Below are 16,883 nucleotides of genomic sequence, written 5' to 3' on the forward strand. Positions count from 1 at the left end.
GCCGTTCATGGTCTGTTAGGCACTGGACTGTCAGGAGTCATGTCGTTCATGGATTTTTTTGGCCCGCACCTGCTCGCCTACTTCATCGCCACGCTGCACTTTCTCGGGACACTCGCCGCGATCCACGCGGTGCTGACCGTCAGGACCGCCCAAGGCTCGATCGCCTGGGCCTTGTCGTTGATGTTCATGCCCTACCTGACGCTGATCCCCTACCTGATCTTCGGCCGCAGCACCTTCGACGCCTACATCCAGGCCCGTCGCCAGGCCAACCAGGAAATGCACACCGCCATCACCGAATTGAACTGGCGCCCCTGGGTCGAGGAAGCCCTCGCTGCGCGCAATTCCAGCGCCTACGCGTCCCTGCGCGCCATGCCCAAGCTGGGGCGCATGCCGCGCCTGGCCAACAATGAAGTGCGCTTGCTGATCAATGGCGATGCCACGTTCAGCGCGATCTTCGAAGCCATTGGCAACGCCAAAACCGCTGTGCTGTTCCAGTTTTTCATCATTCACGACGATGAGCTCGGCCGCCAACTCCACGCCCTGCTCAAGAAAAAGGCGGCCGAAGGCGTGGCCATTTATGTGCTCTACGACCGCATCGGCAGCCATGCCCTGCCCCATCGTTACGTGCAGTCACTGCGTGATGCCGGCGTACAGGTCAAGGCGTTCGCTACCCGCAGCGGCTGGCTCAATCGGTTCCAGGTCAATTTCCGTAACCACCGCAAAATCGTGGTGGTGGACGGTATAACCGGGTTCGTCGGCGGGCATAACGTGGGCGATGAATACCTGGGCAAAAAACCGCCACTAGCGCCCTGGCGCGATACCCATGTGCAGGTGACCGGTCCGGTGGTCGCATGCTTGCAGGAGTCGTTTGCCGAAGACTGGTTCTGGGCCGCGCGGGAGCTGCCGCCGCTGATCCTGCCGGACGCCTACCCCGAAGACGGCGTGCTCTGCCAACTGCTCGCCAGCGGCCCGGCCGATCCGTATGAAACCTGCTCGCTGTTTTTTGTCGAAGCCATTCATGCGGCAACTGAACGGGTGTGGATCACCAGTCCGTATTTCATTCCCGATGAAGCGGTCTTCTCCGCCCTGCGCCTGGCGGTCTTGCGCGGCGTCGATGTGCGCCTGTTGCTGCCCTCGCGCCCCGACCACCGCATCGTCTACGCAGCTTCCAGCCTCTACGCGATCGAAGCCGTGCGCGCTGGGGTGCGGGTGTTCCGCTACACGCCAGGGTTTCTGCATCAGAAAGTGGTACTGGTCGACAGCGAAATCAGCGCCATCGGCAGTGCGAACATGGACAACCGTTCATTCCGGTTGAATTTCGAAGTGATGTTGCTGACCGTGGACCAAGCCTTCGCCAGCCAGGTGGAACAGATGCTGCTGGATGACTTCGCCCTGGCCCATGAAGTCAGCCAGGAAGAAAGCCGCGAGACCCGCCGCCTGCAACAGCTCGGCATGCGGGTGGCCCGCTTGATCTCACCGATCCTCTAATAGCCCACATGGAACAAATGTGGGAGCTGGCTTGCCTGCGATAGCGGTGTGTCAGTCACCTATCTGGTTCTGGTACACCGCTATCGCAGGCAAGCCAGCTCCCACAGTTTTTGGATCTACGGTGTTGCAGTCAATCAGCGGTAGATATCTTCCCGCGTCCACGGCAATTCATGGCTGCCATCGGCGTGAGGCTTCACCGCCAATATCTGGTGCAGGTTGATCCAGCCCCGGGCAAACGCATAGGCGCAACCGGCCAGGTACAGCCGCCAGATTCGCAGCGCCTGCTCCGGCACCATCCTGGCTGCCGCTTCCAGATTGTCTTCCAAACGCTCACTCCAATGGTCCAGCGTGCGCGCGTAGTGCAGGCGCAGGCTTTCAACGTCCACCACTTCCAGCCCGACTTCACTGATTTCAGCGGTCATCATCGCCAGGTGCGGCAGCTCGCCATTGGGGAACACATAACGCTCAATAAACTCGCCAGCGCCACGCCCCACCGGGCGGCCATCGGTGTGCTTGGCGGTAATCCCATGGTTCATCACCAGGCCACCTTCACGCACCGCGCCGAACAGTGTCTTGCAGTACTCCGCCAGGTTGGCGTGGCCCACGTGTTCGAACATGCCCACGCTGACCACTTTGTCGAAACGTCCGTCTTGCGGCAGGTCGCGATAGTCGAGCAGTTGCAGGTCGACCTGGTCTTCCAGGCCTTCGTCTTTCACCCGCTCACGGGCTAACGCCAACTGCTCTTTGCTCAAGGTGATACCAAACACCTTGACCCCGAACTCCCGCGCCGCAAACCGCGCCAGCCCACCCCAACCACAGCCGACGTCGAGCAGATACTCGCCCGGCTGCAAGCGCAACTTGCGGCACAGGTGGCGAAATTTGTCTTGTTGGGCCTGGTCGATGGATTCGCTGCCGGTTTCAAAGTAACCGCAGGAGTACGCCATGTCCTGATCCAGCCACAGCTGGTAGAACTCGTTGGACAGGTCGTAATGGTAGGAAATAGCCGCTGCGTCAGTGGCTTTGTCGTGGATCGAGCGCACCGGACGACTCCCCTCGTCGTCTTCGATCAGGGCGTGACTCAGTTCGTCACATACCCGGATGACCTCGGCGATGGAGCCTTCCAGCTCCAGTTTGCCCTCGACGAAGGCTTCGCCCAATGAATCGAGCGTGGGATGGGTCAGCTTGGTCACGACCGTGGGGTCCTTCACCACGATGGTCACACTGGGCTCGGGGCCCAAGTTGAATTCATGGCCGTCCCAGAGTCGAAGACGCAGCGGTAGCTGAAGATTCTGTAAGGCCGGTGGAAGTTGCGCGAGCATGAGTAGTCCCCCCTTGTTTCAGACGTCTGGAGTGAGGGTAGACCATCCGAAGACAAAGTAGGAGGCTATCGATTTGATAGCGTTCCTCTATGGGGCTCGGCGCTCGAGCAAACCGTCCTGGATCCACTGTTTCAGCCACGTCACCGCTTGCAGTGGCGCACCCTCTGCATAAGTGACTAGCAACTGCTCGCACAGTTCTGAAAAATTCCAGCCAGTGGTCACCATCCCGGCTAGCGCACACGCCTCGGCGGGTTCCAGGCTGCGGTAATGGCACACATTCTGGTGACGCCACACCAGGCAAACCTGCGGCAGTGCCAGGGCCTGGCTGTCGGGGAAGTCCGACTCATCCTTGCTGGCACGCCAGATCGCCACACTGTTGAAGTGGCACAGCCTCTGCTGCACCGACGGCGCCAAACTCACCTGCAGGCCTGGCCACTCTTCAGGCGCCAGTTGCGCCATGTCATTGAGGGTCAGAGGCTCGCCCTGCGGCGCATCGAACGCCAGGGTGAATGCCCATTCCAATCGCGCCAGCTCGGCCAGCGGTGCGCTCTGTTCAGCCACCAGGTGCTCCATGATAAACGCCGGAAAACGCTCACCCAACCAGCGCAGACTGTAATGGGCAGACGGGTAGCGGCGTACGTAGGCACGGGTCAGCACCTCAAATTCGTCATCCCCCAGCCAATACCAGATGGCGCCGAAGTCATGTCGCAACACCTCCTGCAACCGCGACACGTAGGCGTTGTGATAAATCGCCAGGCCCGTGTCCACATCCAGCGTCGGCCCGCCCAACAACGTGGCGGCGAACCCACTATTGGCGACGGAATTCTCGGATAACAGGTGCTGTTCGAACGCCAGCTGCCAATCGGTCAGGCGCATAACGACCTCCTGGCCAATGCCGAAGCCCCCAGTTCACGGGCCTTGCCCAGCTCGGTGAGCAGCTCTTCGAACGGCGGAAAATGGTCGTCGCGCTCCAACAAGGTCGACACCGGTCCCAGGTGCTCCAACGTCTGCTGGTACAACGCCCACACCGGATCGCACACCGGGTGGTCATGGGTATCGACCACATAGTCGCCGTAGTCCATATGCCCGGCCAGGTGCAGTTGGCGGATGCTGTCAGGCGGCAAGTTGCGGATGAACGTCCAGGCATCGAACCCATGGTTGCGCGAGCTGACGTACACATTGTTGACGTCCAGCAACAACTGGCAGCCCGTCAGGTGAGCCAGCGCGTTGAGAAATTCCCACTCGGTGAATTCATCGGCCTTGGAGCGCACGTAACTGGAGACATTTTCCAGCACCAACGGGCGCTGCAACACGTCTTGCACTTGGCGTACACGGCCGGCCACGTGGTACAGGCTTTCTTCGGTGTAAGGCAGGGGCAGCAGGTCGTGCAATTGATGGGCGCTGCCGCGGCTCCAGCACAGGTGATCGGACACCCACGCCGGTTGGATGCGCTGGGCGAGTTGTTTGAGCTGTTTCAGGTAATCGGTATCGAGGGCATGGGGTCCGCCGATAGACAGGGACACGCCATGCATCACCAGGGGATAGCGCTCGGCTATCGCGTCCAGGTAGTACAAGGCTTTGCCGCCCTGCACCAGATAATTCTCGGAGATCACTTCGAACCAATCCACGGCCGGCGACTGTTCAAGGATCTGCTGGTAGTACTCACTGCGTAGACCCAGGCCATAACCCAGGCTCGGAAGAGAAGCGGACATCATTCACTCCTGGGCAAAGTGTCCGCAGCGGTGGGGGGCATCCGCTGCGGGAGCACTCGGTTGCCGGTTATTCGCCGACGGTACCGCCAGCCTTGGTGCAAGCATCAGCGCTGGCTTGTACTTTGAAGCCCTGGCCTTTGCAAGAACCCTGGCCTTTGCAAGCGTGGTCCTTGGTTTTGCAATCGTTCTGGCCTTTGCAGGCGTTGATGCCGTAGCAGTGCACAGACATGTCAGCGGCTTGAGCCTGAGTGACAACACCAGCAAACATGGTAGCGGCGGCCATTGCGAGGGCGGCACCAGCAGCAGCGGATTTGAAGTTCATTTTTGTATCCTCATGATCGGTAGGGGTGTCGGTCCAAACGGATTGTTCAGTCTCGACATACCACTAGAGTGAGGTCCCTCATCGGCGTTACAGCCGTGTGCAAATATTTCTGAAAATTATTCGTCGAGCTTCAAAAGCGGCTCCTGAAAGCGTAGCAAACGCCCGGCGTTACCCAGCACCAGCAACGTGCTGAGGTTATGCAACACCGCTGCGATCATGGCGCCCGCCGCGCCCAACCAGCCAAATGCCGCAAATACCACGATGGCCAGCGTCCAGCCCAGGCCGATGATCACGTTGACCTGCAGCGTCTGCCGGCACTGGCGGCTCAAGCGCACGCAAGTGCCCAGGCGACGCAAGTCACTGCCAATCAGCACCACGTCTGCCGACGCCAGGGCGATATCCGCCCCGCCCGCCCCCATCGCCACGCCCACCACCCCGGCCTTGAGCGCCAGGGAATCGTTGATCCCATCGCCCACCACCATCGGGCGGAAGCCGTTGCCGATTTCACCCAGCACCCGGTTGAGCTTGTCTTCCGGCAACGCCTGGGCCTCGACATCACTGATGCCCACGTCCAGCGCCAAGTTGTCGGCCACGCTCTGGCGGTCGCCCGTCAGCAGCAATTGCCGGCCCAGGCCCAACTCCCGCAACTCTTGCAGGGCTTGGCGGGCTTCCGGCTTGACGCTGTCGGCCAGCAGCAACCAGGCGAGGAACTGCCCGTCCAGCGCCAGCCCGGCAATCGGGCCATCGTGATTCGGCACCGCAGTGGTGACGATGCCCAACTGCTCGAACAACTCCGGGCGCCCCAACGCCGCTTCGCCCTGCTCGGTCTGCGCCACCACACCAAGGCCCTGGCGTTCGCGAATATCCGTGAGCACCAGCAGCTGTTCCTGGGTCGCCAGCCCTGCCAACGCCCGGCTGACCGGGTGACTGCTGGCCGACCCCAGGCTGGCCGCTAGATTCAGCAGCACCTGGCGATCCGGTGCGCGCGTCTCGATCGATTGCAGGCGCAGGGTGCCGTAAGTCAGGGTGCCGGTCTTGTCGACCACCAGGGAGGTCAGGTCGGCCAGCTCTTCGAGGAACGCCGAGCTGCGAATCAAAATCCCATGGCGCGCCGCTACCGCAATCCCGGCAATTGCCGTGGCCGGCGCCGACAGCACCAACGCGCACGGGCACGCAGCGACCAACACCGCCAGCATTGCCTGCGCGTCGTTGGTCACAAACCAGGTCACCGCCGCCAGCAACAACACCAGCACCATATAGCTGCCGGCATAACGCTCCAGCAGCCGCGTGATCGGCGGCTTGGAACGCTCGGCGTTCTGCATCAGTGCGATGACTTTGCCCAGGGTCGACTCATTGCCGGTGCGGGTCACCTGCAGGCGCAGCAGGCCATCCAGGTTGATCGCCCCGCCAAACACCTGCACGCCAACGCTGGCCTCCAGCGGCACCGACTCGCCGGTAATCGGCGCCGTGTCCAGGCTCGCCTGGCCGGACAGCACCACACCGTCGGCGGGCACGCGGTCGCCGGCACGCACTTCGACGATATCGCCGGTGTTCAGCGTGCCGTTATCCACTTCAACAATGCTGCTGTCGGCCTGCACCAACCGCGCATGGCTGCGGGTCAGCTTGCCCAACGCGTGGATCGCTTCCTGGGAACCGATCACGCTGCGCTCTTCCAGCACATGGCCGAAGATCATGATGATCGGCAGCAACGCAGCAGTCAGCAGATCACCCGTGGCCCACGCGCCCATCATCGCCAGGGCAATCAACTGGTCGGTGATGCCATGCAGGCTCGGGTAACGCAGGCTGTACCAGGCCGAACGCATCACCGGCACGGCCACCAGCAACGAGGCCACGCCCAGCAACAGTTGGCTGACGCCAGTCTGGTCCGGTGCCAGCCAGCGCCACACCAGCCCCAGCACCAGCAAACCCAGGGCCAGCATGGCCAGGGTCAATTGCCGGGCAGCACTGCGCTGCTCGGCGGAAGTCAGCATGGGTGCGCTCATTGTTCGGCTCCCTGAATGATCAAGCGGGAGTCGTCTTTAGGATCGACCGTGGTCACCGAGCCGGCCTGGCCGAGAATCTTCGGCAAGCGCTCGCGGTACAGGCGCAACAGCAAGCCTGGGTCTTTGACCTGGGCGAGGCTGGCGACCGTGGCAGTTTGCGCCTGAGCATTGGCCAGGCGCTCGCTGGCCTGGGCATGGGCCACCTGCACCAGACGGTCGGCTTGCTGGTTGGCGGTCTGGGTGAGTTTTTCGGCGTCGGTGCGCGCATTGGCCACGGCTTTGTCGGCCTGCTGGCTGGCGGTCAGCACCGCGTTGAAGGCATTCACCGCCGGGCCCGGCAGGCTCGATTGCACGTCGACGCGGGTCACCTCGATGCCGAGTCCAAGGCCCGTCGAGGCCAATTCAGCCAAGCGCTGATTGATGCCTTGTACCAAGTCACCGCGCAGCCGCTCACGGCGCTCGGCGGCGCCATTGTCGGTGCCGATCAGCTCGGGACGCGCCACCAGAATAGTGTCCAGGTCACGGGCCGCCGTCAGGGCCACGGCGCTGCGTGTCACCAGGCGATCCAGCGCTGGCAACACATGCTCGCCCTGCAGCACAAACGCGTAGGGCTCGGTGACTTTGTAGAACACCCGCACATCCAGCTGCACCACGCCGGCGTCACCGGTCAGCAGGTAACCGGAGCCGGCCAAGGCGTCGCTCAACGGCGTGGCAAAACTGGCAACCCGGTCGGCCTGGATCGCAGTGTCGGAACGCAGCAGGTTTTCTACCCGGCGCTCGATCACACGGTCGGCGGCCGGCAGCAACACAACCTGTTCGAACGGTTGCGGCCAGGCCAGTAACAGGCCGGCATTCTGAATCCGGTCCAGGGCGCCGAAGTGCAGCACCACGGCGCGGTTCTGCGGGTCGATCTGGCGCACATTGGAAAATGCCCAGGCCAACGCCGCCAGCACGGTCACCGCGTACAGCGCCAGGAAGGTCAGGCGCCCGGCCTGGATCCAAGGGCTGTCCGGGCTGTCACGCTCGGTCATGGCTGGACGTCCTTCGGCCCGTCCACCAAGGCACGGAACGGCGCAGCATCGGTACGCAGGATGATCTTGGTGCCCGGCGTCACCACCGTGCCCAACGTATCCAGGGAGCGCAGCAGGTTATACAGCTGCGGGTTCCCGGCGTAGGCACGCCCATAAATCTGCGCCGCCTCGACCCGCGATTGCGCCTCGATATCGGCGGCTTTCACCGTGGCATCGGCTTGCACAATGCGCGCATCACGCTCGGCAGCCGAACGGATCTGCGCCGCTTCACGCTTGCCCACGGCAGTACGCTCGGTGGCGATGGTTTCACGCTCGGCGCGCATGCGGTCGACGGTGGCGGTGAGCGTCACCGACGGCAAGGTCAGGCGCTCGATGCCCACTTGCGCCACACGCACGCCATAGGTGGTGAGCAATTGTTGATCAATCTGCTGACGCAATTGCGCTTCGAAATCAGCGATGCGCACTTGGCTGGCGTCGGTGTTGATCAGGCTGGACAGGTCAAAGCTGGCGGCGGTGGTTTCCAGCGCCGAGCCGACGAAAGTGCGAATCTGCCGCGCCGCTTCATCCGGCTGGTTCTGCACCGCGCGCATAAAGCGCTGCACATTGTCGGCGTCGCCCTGCACCTGCCACGCCACGTAAGCCTGCACGATGATGCGCAGGCCATCGCGGGTGCCCACGTCCTGCAAACCGCTGGAGGTGGTGCGCAGGCGCAGGTCCACCGGAATCGCCGCCTCGAACGGCGCCGGCCAACGCCAACCCAGGCCCGGTTCCAACAACACACGGGACGGGTTGCCGAAGCGGGTAATCACCGTGGCCTCGCCGGAACGCACTTGCACCAGGCTGGCGGCCGCTACGGCAAACAGCACCAACAGCACGGCCCACGCCATGCGTCGCCAAGGGAACGGGCCGGCTGCCTGTTCATCCCCGTGATGATGGTGGTGATGGCCATGATGGTGATGATGACCGTGATCGTGAGAATGAGCGCTCAACAGACAGACTCCTTATTGAACGGCTTTACGCGGCACCGAAGGGTCGGCCGGCAAAGTAAAAGAACGTAGATCGATCGTCGGCGCGCCGTCGGCACCCAGGCGATGATCCAGAATAAGCAGCTTGGCGTGGGCCAGGCCTTGGCTGAGCTGGCCGAGATATTGCTCCAGCACGAACGCCTGGCCGGCGGTGGCGTAGGCCTTTTGTTCGGCGGCAAAGCGCAGGTCCGCCGCTTGGGCGCCAGCGTTCACTTCACGCGCCGTGGCCTGGGCCTCATCGCGTACGGTGCTGGCCTGCAGCAGGGCCTGGTTGGTCTGCTCGCTGGCCGCGCCACGTTCACGGGAAATCAGCGCCTGGGCGCCGATCTGCGCCGCTTGCACCCCGTGATAGGCGTTGGCGGCACCCGCCGGTGGGTGAATCGCTTCCACCACCGTGGCGAGAATTTCGACACCACTGTCGAGCTTTTGCAGGTCGGCCTGCACGGCGCGGCCGATTTCATCAGCTAGGCGTGTGCGTTGTTCACCGAGCAATTCGTCGAGGGTGCGCGAGGCAAAGTCGTGGACGAGGATGCGGCTGGCGGTGCTGCGGATCAGGGTCGGCACATCCGCGCTGTTGTAGGTGGCGGCGAGTGCAGCACGGTCAGTCAGGCCGATGCGGTAGACGAACCGCACGTCCATGTTGACGATCTGGAAGCCCTGCTTGTCGCCGCTGCTGCTGGCGATGACCTGGGATTTGTCATTCACATGGCTGGCGTCCCACAACCGGTTGGCGATCAGCGGGGCCGGGCCTTCGGCGGGTGCCAACTCAGGGGTGGAGGCTTCGCTGACGCTGGTCGCCAACTCATGCACCACGCCGTTTTCCACCTTCAGCACCCGGCCCAGCGGCCACGGCAACCCGGCGTGCAGACCGGGGCCGAACACTTCCACGGGTTTGCCAAAGCGCTCATAAATCCCACGGCCTTGCAGGGGCACTTCATGCACGCCGGTCAAAGACCAGCCCACCGCCAGCACGACCAGCAGCACCGGCAGAAACGCCCGGCGCATGTAGGTAAATGCCCAGATCTGGCGCAGATCGATACCGAAGCGGTTGTGCAGTTCGTGCTGCAAGGCCAGCAGGGGTTGCGGCGGCCAGCGCAGCAGCCCGGCGATAAAACTCTGCGCCATCAGGCGCGGTTCGAGGCGTGGCTGGCGTGGGCTGAACAGCGACAGCACGGCCCGCAGCAAAAACTCCACGGCCACCAGCCCCGGCAGCAGGCCGACCAGCACGGCCAGGCGCAGCTGCCACACAGACTCCGCACCGGCAAACAGCAAACAAAGCGCACTGACCACCAGGCAGGTAATCGCCACCCGGCTCAATTGCGCCAGTGGCGAAGCTTCCGGCCATTGGGCAACGGATTCCTGGGCCAGGCGGCGCTCAAACACCAGCAAGCCGAATGCCAAGGCCAACGCCAGCGCGGCACCGATGCTTGCCGATTGGCCGACGGGCGCAGCGGGCAAGGCCAGGTTCCAGAACTCAATAAGGCTGACCAGCGCCAGCAACGACCAACCCGCCAGCCACAGCACTGGCGCGCCAATCTGGGCCAGCAGGCCACTGCGCAAACGCCCGACAAGGCGCGAGTACCCGCCAACCTCATCGGCGGGCGGCTCGATCAGTGGCTCGGCAGGTTCTTCCAGCACCTGGGCACGCCAATCAGCCACCCACCACGCCGATTGCAAGCCGGCCACCAGCACCAGCAGCGCCGACGAACACGTGATCAACACCACCGGCCAGATCGACAGCGGGGCAAACAGGGCAACAAACAGCGCCAGTATCCAACCGGCCACGGCCAGGGTTGTCAGGCTGATGCCGGCTTGGCGCAATCGACGGGCGTGAAACACCCCCTGTTGAAAACGCGGAAGGCCTTCCACCGAAGCGCCGTCAGCTTCCAGATCCACTTGCATCCACTCAACGCCCGTTAACACACAATTAGTTACGATATAACACGGAGCGTGAAATTTTTGTCCGAATACAACGTAAATCCCCTGTGGGATCAGGCTTTTGTGGGAGCTGGCTTGTCGGATCGCCGCACCGCTGCGATGGCATCGACTCGGTGCAGCTGATAAACCGAGGTGCCTGCATCGCTGCGGTGCGGCGATCCGACAAGCCAGCTCCTACATAGCGCTATCACTGTGACTAAACCCCCATAAACACGAGCCATCACTGGTGCAGGCCGTGATTAATCGGCACACTCCGAAACAGTTTTTCGCGGGTCCACGGACAAGGAAGCGTCACCCCCCATGATTTCGATCTATCAACTCAAACCGCGTTTTCAAAACCTGCTGCGCCCGCTTGTGCAGCGTCTCTACGACAATGGCACCACGGCCAACCAGATCACCGTGCTGGCCGGCGTCGTATCCTTGCTGGTCGGCGCACTGATCGCTGCATTTGCCCAACATCTCTGGCTGTTCGCGCTGATCCCGCTGTGGATGATCCTGCGCATGGCCCTCAATGCCATCGACGGCATGCTCGCCCGGGAATTCGGCCAGCAGTCGCGACTGGGCGCCTACCTCAATGAATTGTGCGACGTGATCGCCGACAGCGCGTTGATCCTGCCGTTTGCGCTGATCCCCGGTGTCAGCCTCATTCCCGTGCTGCTGGTGGCGCTGCTGGCGGTTTTCAGCGAATACGCCGGCGTGCTCGGGCCGATGGTCGGTGCGTCACGCCGTTACGACGGGCCCATGGGCAAGAGCGACCGGGCGTTCGTACTCGGCGTGCTGGCCACCGGCGTCGCCCTGGGCTGGCTGGGTGCCGGCTGGGTCAACACGGTGATGTGGCTGGTCGCCGCCCTGCTCGCCTACACCTTGGTCAACCGTGTGCGCCAAGGCCTCAAAGAAGAACACCCCTCTCCGATTGCATAAGGATTTTTGCGATGCGCGAACAGCAAGAGCACACCTTCAGTACCCATGATGGCGTCGAGGTTTTCTACCGCCACTGGCCGGCCACGGACACCACCGGGCCGCGCCAGGCGATCCTGCTGTTCCATCGCGGCCACGAGCATTCGGGACGCATTGCGCACCTGGTGGATGAACTGAACCTGCCGCAATTCGACTTCTTTGCCTGGGACGCCCGTGGTCACGGCCAGTCGCCCGGGGAGCGCGGCGACAGCCCAAGCTTCGCCACCAGCGCCCGCGACGTGCAGACCTTCTGCGACCACATCGGCGCCACCTACGGCATTGAGGCAGAAAACCTCGCGGTCATCGCCCAAAGCGTCGGCGCCGTGATCGCCGCCACCTGGGTGCACGATTACGCGCCGAAGATCCGCGCGCTGGTGCTCGCCTCCCCGGCCTTCAAGGTCAAGCTGTACGTGCCCTTCGCCCGCCCGGGCCTGGCGCTGATGCGCAAGTTTCGCGGCAATTTTTTCGTCAACAGCTACGTCAAGGCCAAGTTCCTCAGCCATGACCCGGAGCGTGTAGCCTCCTACGACAGCGACCCGCTGATCACCAAGGCCATCTCGGTGAACGTGCTGCTGGGCCTGTACGAAGCGGCCGACCGTGTTGTCGCCGATGCCCAGGCGATCCAGGTGCCGACCCAAGTGCTGGTGTCTGGCGCCGACTTCGTGGTGCACCGCAAACCCCAGCAGCAGTTTTTCGACCGCCTCGGCAGCCTGAAAAAAGAGCTGCACATTCTCCCGGGTTTCTTCCACGACACCCTCGGCGAACGCGACCGGGCCACCGCCGTGAGCAGCGCCAGGCGCTTTATCCTGCAGAACTTCAGCTACCCGCTGGACCGCGCGTCCTTGCTGGATGCCGACAAGCTGGGCGCCACCTGCGCCGAATCCGAAGCCCTCGCCGCACCGCTGCCGCGCAATTCCCTGCGCGACCTGTACTGGCGCCTCACCCGCGCCAGCATGGGCCTGGGCAAAAGCCTGTCGGACGGCGTGAAGCTGGGCTTCGACACCGGCTTCGACTCTGGCAGCACCCTGGACTACGTGTACCGCAACACCCCCACCGGCAAGGGCGGGCTGGGGCGGATGATCGACACCAACTACCTCAACTCCATCGGCTGGCGTGGCATTCGTCAGCGCAAGTTGAACGTCGAGGAGCTGCTGCGCCTGGCCATGGCCAAGTTGCGTGATGAACGCCGTGAAGTGCGCATCGTCGATATCGCTGCCGGCCATGGGCGTTACATCCTCGAAGCCTTGCAGGGCGTTTCGCCGCTGCCGGAATCGATCCTGCTGCGCGACTACAGCGACATCAACGTGCGTGACGGTGGCGCGCTGATCCGCGAAAAAGGCCTGGGCGATATCGCGCAATTCGTCAAAGGTGACGCCTTTGATCGCGCCGACCTCGCGGCGCTGGACCCCAAGCCGACGCTGGCGGTGGTCTCCGGGCTGTATGAATTGTTCGCCGATAACGGCATGGTCGGCGGCTCCCTGGCTGGCCTGGCTGAGGCCGTAGAAGCGGGTGGCTATCTGGTCTACACCGGCCAGCCCTGGCACCCGCAACTGGAACTGATCGCTCGCGCCTTGACCAGCCACCGCCAGGGCCAGGCCTGGGTGATGCGCCGTCGCAGCCAGTCGGAAATGGACCAACTGGTAGAAGCTGCCGGCTTCCGCAAGATCACCCAACGCGTGGATGAGTGGGGCATTTTCACCGTGTCCCTGGCGCAGAAGATCTAAGCATGCGCGAACCCGGCCTGTTGAAGCCCGCCGTCCTGTGGCTGCTGGTGTTGGCACCGCTGTTTTTCAGCACCTACGGCTTTGCCACGTGGGTCACCAGCCAGCGCAGCGACGTCGGCACCCTGGTGTTCGACTGGGAAACCCACATGCCCTTCTGGGCATGGACCATCGTGCCCTACTGGTCCATCGACCTGCTCTACGGCTTTTCCCTGCTGCTGCCCAATACCCGCCATGAACTCAAGCAGCACGCACTGCGCTTGCTGAGTGCACAGGTGATCGCGGTGAGCTGCTTCCTGATCTGGCCGCTGCGTTTCACCTTCGAGCGGCCCGAGCTGGACGGTGTGTTCGGCTGGTTGTTTGCAGTACTGGCAGGGTTCGATAAGCCGTTCAACCAGGCGCCGTCGCTGCATATCGCGCTGCTGGTGATCCTGTGGGTGATGTACCAGCGCCATGCCCAAGGGCTCTGGCGTTGGTTAGTGCATGGCTGGTTCGCCTTAATCGGGATTTCGGTACTGACCACTTATCAACATCACTTTATCGACTTACCCACAGGCGCCCTCGCCGGCTGGCTGTGCGTGTGGTTATGGCCGGTGGAGCATCGCAGCCCATTGTTGAATGTTCAGCTGACGCGGGACGTACAACGCTGGAAAATCGGCGTGCGCTACGGCCTGGGGGCGGTGCTCCTGGTGATTCTGGCCTGGGTGCTGCGCGGCGCCTGGCTGTGGATACTGTGGCCGGTGGTTTCCCTGGCGTTGATCAAGGCCAATTACTTCGTGCTCGGTGCTTCAGGCTTCCAGAAGCGCGCCGATGGCCGACTCACGCCCGCCGCGCGTTGGTTGTACGCACCGTACTTGGCGGCCGCGTGGATCAATTCACGCCTGTGGACACGCAAGCATCCACAGCCGGACCTGATTGTGGATAACGTTTGGCTCGGGCGCATTCCTACAACGAACGAGCAGGCGCCCTTCAAGGCAATCGTCGATCTGTGCGCCGAATTACCGATTAATCCACAGGGCCGCGCCTATCAATCCATTCCTGTGCTGGACCTGATCGCGCCCACGCCCGCCGAATGCCTGCAGGCTGCGCAAGCCATCGAACGCCTGCGCTCACACGGCCCGCTGCTGGTGTGCTGTGCCCTCGGCTATTCGCGCAGCGCCACTGCCGTGGCCGCCTGGCTGATGCACACAGGTCGCGCCAGCACGGTGGACGAGGCACTGGCTATTATTCGTACAGCGCGGACCCAGGTGGTCCTGCACCCCGCTCACCGCGAAGCTTTGGAGGGTTTGCCCCATGCCCGCTGATATGGAACTCCAGGTGGTCGCCAGCCTGTTGCGCCGTGGCCGTTCCCTGGATCAGTTATCCACAGGCCTGACACTGCTCGGCTTTCTGTTTGGTCTTGCTCAACTGTTACTGGCAAGTATCTCGACCCTCTGCCTGCTGCTCGCCCTGTGGATGATCATCCTGGGGCTGCTGCAAAAGTACTGGGCGCTGCGCGTGGCGTTCGACGCCGACCTGTTCGCCCTGCTGGCCCGCGACACCGCACGCACCCCGGACCTCGACCAGGCGCTGGTGGACCTAGGCCTGCAATCGGCCAAGCGCGTTGGCCGGCCCTGGAGCGAACGCCGTCGCGGCGCCCTCAAACTGTTGCGCAAACAAGCCTGGTTGCTCGGTGCACAAGCGCTGCTGACCCTGGGCGTGGTTCTCGCCAGCCCTTGGCTGCCTTTCGCCGGATAAGGAATCCCCATGTTCGAACCCGTGGTTGCCACGCTGATTACTTCCATGGCCCGCACTGTCACGGGCGCCCGCAGCCTGTGGCTTGGTTGCGCGCCGGTGCCGGTGCAACGCATCTACTTCGCCAACCACAGCAGCCATGGCGACTTTGTGCTGTTGTGGGCCTCGCTGCCGCAGAACCTGCGCAAATTCACGCGCCCGGTGGCCGGCAGCGATTACTGGAACAAAAGCGCCCTGCGCCGCTACATCATCAACCGCGTGTTCAACGGCGTGCTGATCGATCGTGAACGCAAGGACCCTGTGGATAACCCGCTGCAGCCCATGCTCAGCGCCCTGGAGGCTGGCGATTCGCTGATCATCTTTCCCGAGGGCACACGCAACCTGGAAGACGGTTTGCTGCCGTTCAAGAGCGGGCTTTATCACCTGGCAAAAAGTTACCCACAGGCCGAATTGATCCCGGTGTGGATTGCCAACCTCAACCGCGTCATGCCCAAGGGCCGCGTGTTGCCGCTGCCCCTGCTGTGCACCACCAGCTTCGGCAAGCCGCTGCAATTGGAAGAGGGCGAAGACAAAGCCGCGTTTCTCACCCGCACCCGCGACGCGCTGCTCGCCCTTGCCCCGGAGCACGTCTGACATGCCCAGCCAAACCCTGATGTTGTTCGGCGGTATCGGCGCGATCCTGGTGCTCGCCTCGCTGATCGGCCTGATCCTCAAGCTGCGTACCCGTGGTTCACCCAACGCGGTGATCGACAACCTCAACGCCCGCATCAATGCCTGGTGGGTGATGGTGGTGGTGATCGGCATCGCCTTCTGGCTCGGCACCGGCGCGGTGATCCTGCTGTTCTACGCCGTGTCGTTCTATGCCCTGCGTGAGTTTCTCACCCTCACCCCCACCCGCCGCAGCGACTACCCGGCGCTGGTGGCGGCGTTCTACCTGGCCCTGCCGCTGCAATACTTGCTGATCTATTCGGATTGGTACGGGCTGTTCTCGATCTTCATCCCGGTGTACGTATTCCTGCTGCTGCCGATCCTCGCGTCGCTGGGCGGCGACAGCACGCACTTTCTGGAGCGCGCCTCGAAAGTGCAGTGGGGCCTGATGATCGCGGTGTTCTGCGTGTCGTTCGTGCCCGCCCTGCTGACCCTCGACATCCCGGGCTACGAAGGCCGCAACCTGTTGCTGATCGCTTACCTGGTGATCGTGGTACAGCTCTCGGACGTGCTGCAGTACGTGTGCGGCAAGCTGTTCGGCAAGCACAAGATCGCGCCCAACCTGTCGCCGTCCAAGACAGTGGAAGGTTTTGTCGGCGGCATCCTGCTCTCCTCGCTGATTGGTGCGGCGCTGTGGTGGACCACACCATTCAACCCGTGGCAGTCGTTTTTGATTGCGCTGTTGATCAACCTGCTGGGCTTTGCTGGCGGCATCGTCATGTCGGCAATCAAGCGCGACCGTGGCGTTAAGGACTGGGGGCATATGATCGAAGGGCACGGCGGCATGCTGGATCGGTTGGACTCCGTGTGCTTTGCGGCGCCGATTTTCTTCCACCTCGTGCGTTACTGGTGGACCTGACAATCACAGCCCTCAAACCCAACGAAAATCCCCTGTGGGAGCCGGCTTGCCGGCGATGAGGCCCTT

General features: G+C 63.0%; 15 protein-coding genes. 7 read left to right on the plus strand and 8 right to left on the minus strand.

Annotation, left to right across the window (positions count from 1 at the left end; genetic code table 11):
* Positions 1–48: 48 nt before the first annotated feature.
* The gene (gene cls, locus HX792_RS02035; RefSeq protein WP_176994543.1) at positions 49–1,488 is read left to right on the plus strand and encodes a cardiolipin synthase; all 1,440 of its coding nucleotides are present in this window, start codon (positions 49–51) and stop codon (positions 1,486–1,488) included.
* A 134-nt stretch (positions 1,489–1,622) separates the two neighbouring features.
* On the opposite strand, the gene cfaB is transcribed toward cls, so the two are convergent.
* The 8 genes from cfaB to hflK (HX792_RS02075) all read right to left on the minus strand — a co-directional run bounded on the left by cfaB (position 1,623) and on the right by hflK (HX792_RS02075) (position 10,802).
* Positions 1,623–2,807: a C17 cyclopropane fatty acid synthase CfaB gene (gene cfaB, locus HX792_RS02040; protein WP_176994544.1), complete on the minus strand. Its 1,185-nt coding sequence runs from the start codon at positions 2,805–2,807 to the stop codon at positions 1,623–1,625.
* 87 nt (positions 2,808–2,894) lie between these two features.
* Positions 2,895–3,683 carry a DNA-binding domain-containing protein gene (locus HX792_RS02045; RefSeq protein ID WP_176994545.1) on the minus strand — a complete coding sequence of 263 codons (789 nt, stop codon included), beginning with the start codon at positions 3,681–3,683 and terminating at the stop codon, positions 2,895–2,897.
* Positions 3,674–4,519 carry a DUF692 domain-containing protein gene (locus tag HX792_RS02050; RefSeq protein WP_176994546.1) on the minus strand — a complete coding sequence of 282 codons (846 nt, stop codon included), beginning with the start codon at positions 4,517–4,519 and terminating at the stop codon, positions 3,674–3,676. The genes HX792_RS02045 and HX792_RS02050 overlap by 10 nt, the downstream gene beginning before the upstream one ends.
* Positions 4,520–4,586: 67 nt before the next feature.
* Positions 4,587–4,841 (minus strand): hypothetical protein, encoded by a 255-nt coding sequence (locus tag HX792_RS02055; protein WP_176994547.1) that lies wholly within the window; start codon positions 4,839–4,841, stop codon positions 4,587–4,589.
* Between the two features lie 116 nt (positions 4,842–4,957).
* A complete protein-coding gene (locus HX792_RS02060) occupies positions 4,958–6,844 on the minus strand; it encodes a cation-translocating P-type ATPase (RefSeq protein ID WP_176994548.1) in 1,887 nt (628 codons plus the stop codon).
* Complete coding sequence (gene hflK, locus HX792_RS02065; protein WP_176994549.1) at positions 6,841–7,875, minus strand: protease modulator HflK; 1,035 nt, start codon at positions 7,873–7,875, stop codon at positions 6,841–6,843. The genes HX792_RS02060 and hflK (HX792_RS02065) overlap by 4 nt, the downstream gene beginning before the upstream one ends.
* Positions 7,872–8,867 carry a protease modulator HflC gene (gene hflC / locus HX792_RS02070; RefSeq protein WP_176994673.1) on the minus strand — a complete coding sequence of 332 codons (996 nt, stop codon included), beginning with the start codon at positions 8,865–8,867 and terminating at the stop codon, positions 7,872–7,874. The genes hflK (HX792_RS02065) and hflC overlap by 4 nt, the downstream gene beginning before the upstream one ends.
* A 9-nt stretch (positions 8,868–8,876) precedes the next feature.
* Positions 8,877–10,802 carry a protease modulator HflK gene (gene hflK / locus HX792_RS02075; RefSeq protein ID WP_176994550.1) on the minus strand — a complete coding sequence of 642 codons (1,926 nt, stop codon included), beginning with the start codon at positions 10,800–10,802 and terminating at the stop codon, positions 8,877–8,879.
* A gap of 336 nt (positions 10,803–11,138) precedes the next feature.
* Here hflK (HX792_RS02075) and HX792_RS02080 point away from each other — a divergent pair, with 336 nt between their 5' ends.
* Genes HX792_RS02080 through HX792_RS02105 form a run of 6 tightly spaced genes read left to right on the plus strand, consistent with a single transcriptional unit; the run spans position 11,139 to position 16,817 of the window.
* The gene (locus HX792_RS02080) at positions 11,139–11,759 is read left to right on the plus strand and encodes a CDP-alcohol phosphatidyltransferase family protein (RefSeq protein WP_176994551.1); all 621 of its coding nucleotides are present in this window, start codon (positions 11,139–11,141) and stop codon (positions 11,757–11,759) included.
* Positions 11,760–11,770: 11 nt separating this feature from the next.
* Positions 11,771–13,519, plus strand: coding sequence for a bifunctional alpha/beta hydrolase/class I SAM-dependent methyltransferase (locus HX792_RS02085; RefSeq protein WP_176994552.1), 1,749 nt, complete (start codon positions 11,771–11,773; stop codon positions 13,517–13,519).
* 2 nt (positions 13,520–13,521) lie between these two features.
* The gene (locus HX792_RS02090; protein WP_176994553.1) at positions 13,522–14,820 is read left to right on the plus strand and encodes a phosphatase PAP2/dual specificity phosphatase family protein; all 1,299 of its coding nucleotides are present in this window, start codon (positions 13,522–13,524) and stop codon (positions 14,818–14,820) included.
* Positions 14,810–15,253, plus strand: a complete 444-nt coding sequence (locus HX792_RS02095) for a hypothetical protein (protein WP_176994554.1) — start codon at positions 14,810–14,812, stop codon at positions 15,251–15,253. The genes HX792_RS02090 and HX792_RS02095 overlap by 11 nt, the downstream gene beginning before the upstream one ends.
* A gap of 9 nt (positions 15,254–15,262) precedes the next feature.
* Positions 15,263–15,883 carry a 1-acyl-sn-glycerol-3-phosphate acyltransferase gene (locus tag HX792_RS02100; protein WP_176994555.1) on the plus strand — a complete coding sequence of 207 codons (621 nt, stop codon included), beginning with the start codon at positions 15,263–15,265 and terminating at the stop codon, positions 15,881–15,883.
* 1 nt (position 15,884) lies between these two features.
* Complete coding sequence (locus HX792_RS02105; RefSeq protein ID WP_176994556.1) at positions 15,885–16,817, plus strand: phosphatidate cytidylyltransferase; 933 nt, start codon at positions 15,885–15,887, stop codon at positions 16,815–16,817.
* Positions 16,818–16,883: the final 66 nt, after the last annotated feature.

The sequence above is a fragment of the Pseudomonas sp. B6002 genome, from assembly GCF_013385985.1.
Classification (GTDB): Bacteria; Pseudomonadota; Gammaproteobacteria; order Pseudomonadales; family Pseudomonadaceae; genus Aquipseudomonas.

Excerpts from the sequence above, each read along its gene's own strand:
- cls (WP_176994543.1), top strand. The coding sequence starts at position 49 with ATGGATTTTTTTGGCCCGCACCTGCTCGCCTACTTCATCGCCACGCTG.
- HX792_RS02095 (WP_176994554.1), top strand. The coding sequence starts at position 14,810 with ATGCCCGCTGATATGGAACTCCAGGTGGTCGCCAGCCTGTTGCGCCGT.
- HX792_RS02100 (WP_176994555.1), top strand. The coding sequence starts at position 15,263 with ATGTTCGAACCCGTGGTTGCCACGCTGATTACTTCCATGGCCCGCACT.
- HX792_RS02090 (WP_176994553.1), top strand. The coding sequence starts at position 13,522 with ATGCGCGAACCCGGCCTGTTGAAGCCCGCCGTCCTGTGGCTGCTGGTG.
- cfaB (WP_176994544.1), bottom strand. The coding sequence starts at position 2,807 with ATGCTCGCGCAACTTCCACCGGCCTTACAGAATCTTCAGCTACCGCTG.
- hflK (WP_176994550.1), bottom strand. The coding sequence starts at position 10,802 with ATGCAAGTGGATCTGGAAGCTGACGGCGCTTCGGTGGAAGGCCTTCCG.
- HX792_RS02080 (WP_176994551.1), top strand. The coding sequence starts at position 11,139 with ATGATTTCGATCTATCAACTCAAACCGCGTTTTCAAAACCTGCTGCGC.
- HX792_RS02045 (WP_176994545.1), bottom strand. The coding sequence starts at position 3,683 with ATGCGCCTGACCGATTGGCAGCTGGCGTTCGAACAGCACCTGTTATCC.
- hflK (WP_176994549.1), bottom strand. The coding sequence starts at position 7,875 with ATGACCGAGCGTGACAGCCCGGACAGCCCTTGGATCCAGGCCGGGCGC.
- HX792_RS02060 (WP_176994548.1), bottom strand. The coding sequence starts at position 6,844 with ATGAGCGCACCCATGCTGACTTCCGCCGAGCAGCGCAGTGCTGCCCGG.
- HX792_RS02105 (WP_176994556.1), top strand. The coding sequence starts at position 15,885 with ATGCCCAGCCAAACCCTGATGTTGTTCGGCGGTATCGGCGCGATCCTG.
- HX792_RS02055 (WP_176994547.1), bottom strand. The coding sequence starts at position 4,841 with ATGAACTTCAAATCCGCTGCTGCTGGTGCCGCCCTCGCAATGGCCGCC.
- HX792_RS02085 (WP_176994552.1), top strand. The coding sequence starts at position 11,771 with ATGCGCGAACAGCAAGAGCACACCTTCAGTACCCATGATGGCGTCGAG.
- HX792_RS02050 (WP_176994546.1), bottom strand. The coding sequence starts at position 4,519 with ATGTCCGCTTCTCTTCCGAGCCTGGGTTATGGCCTGGGTCTACGCAGT.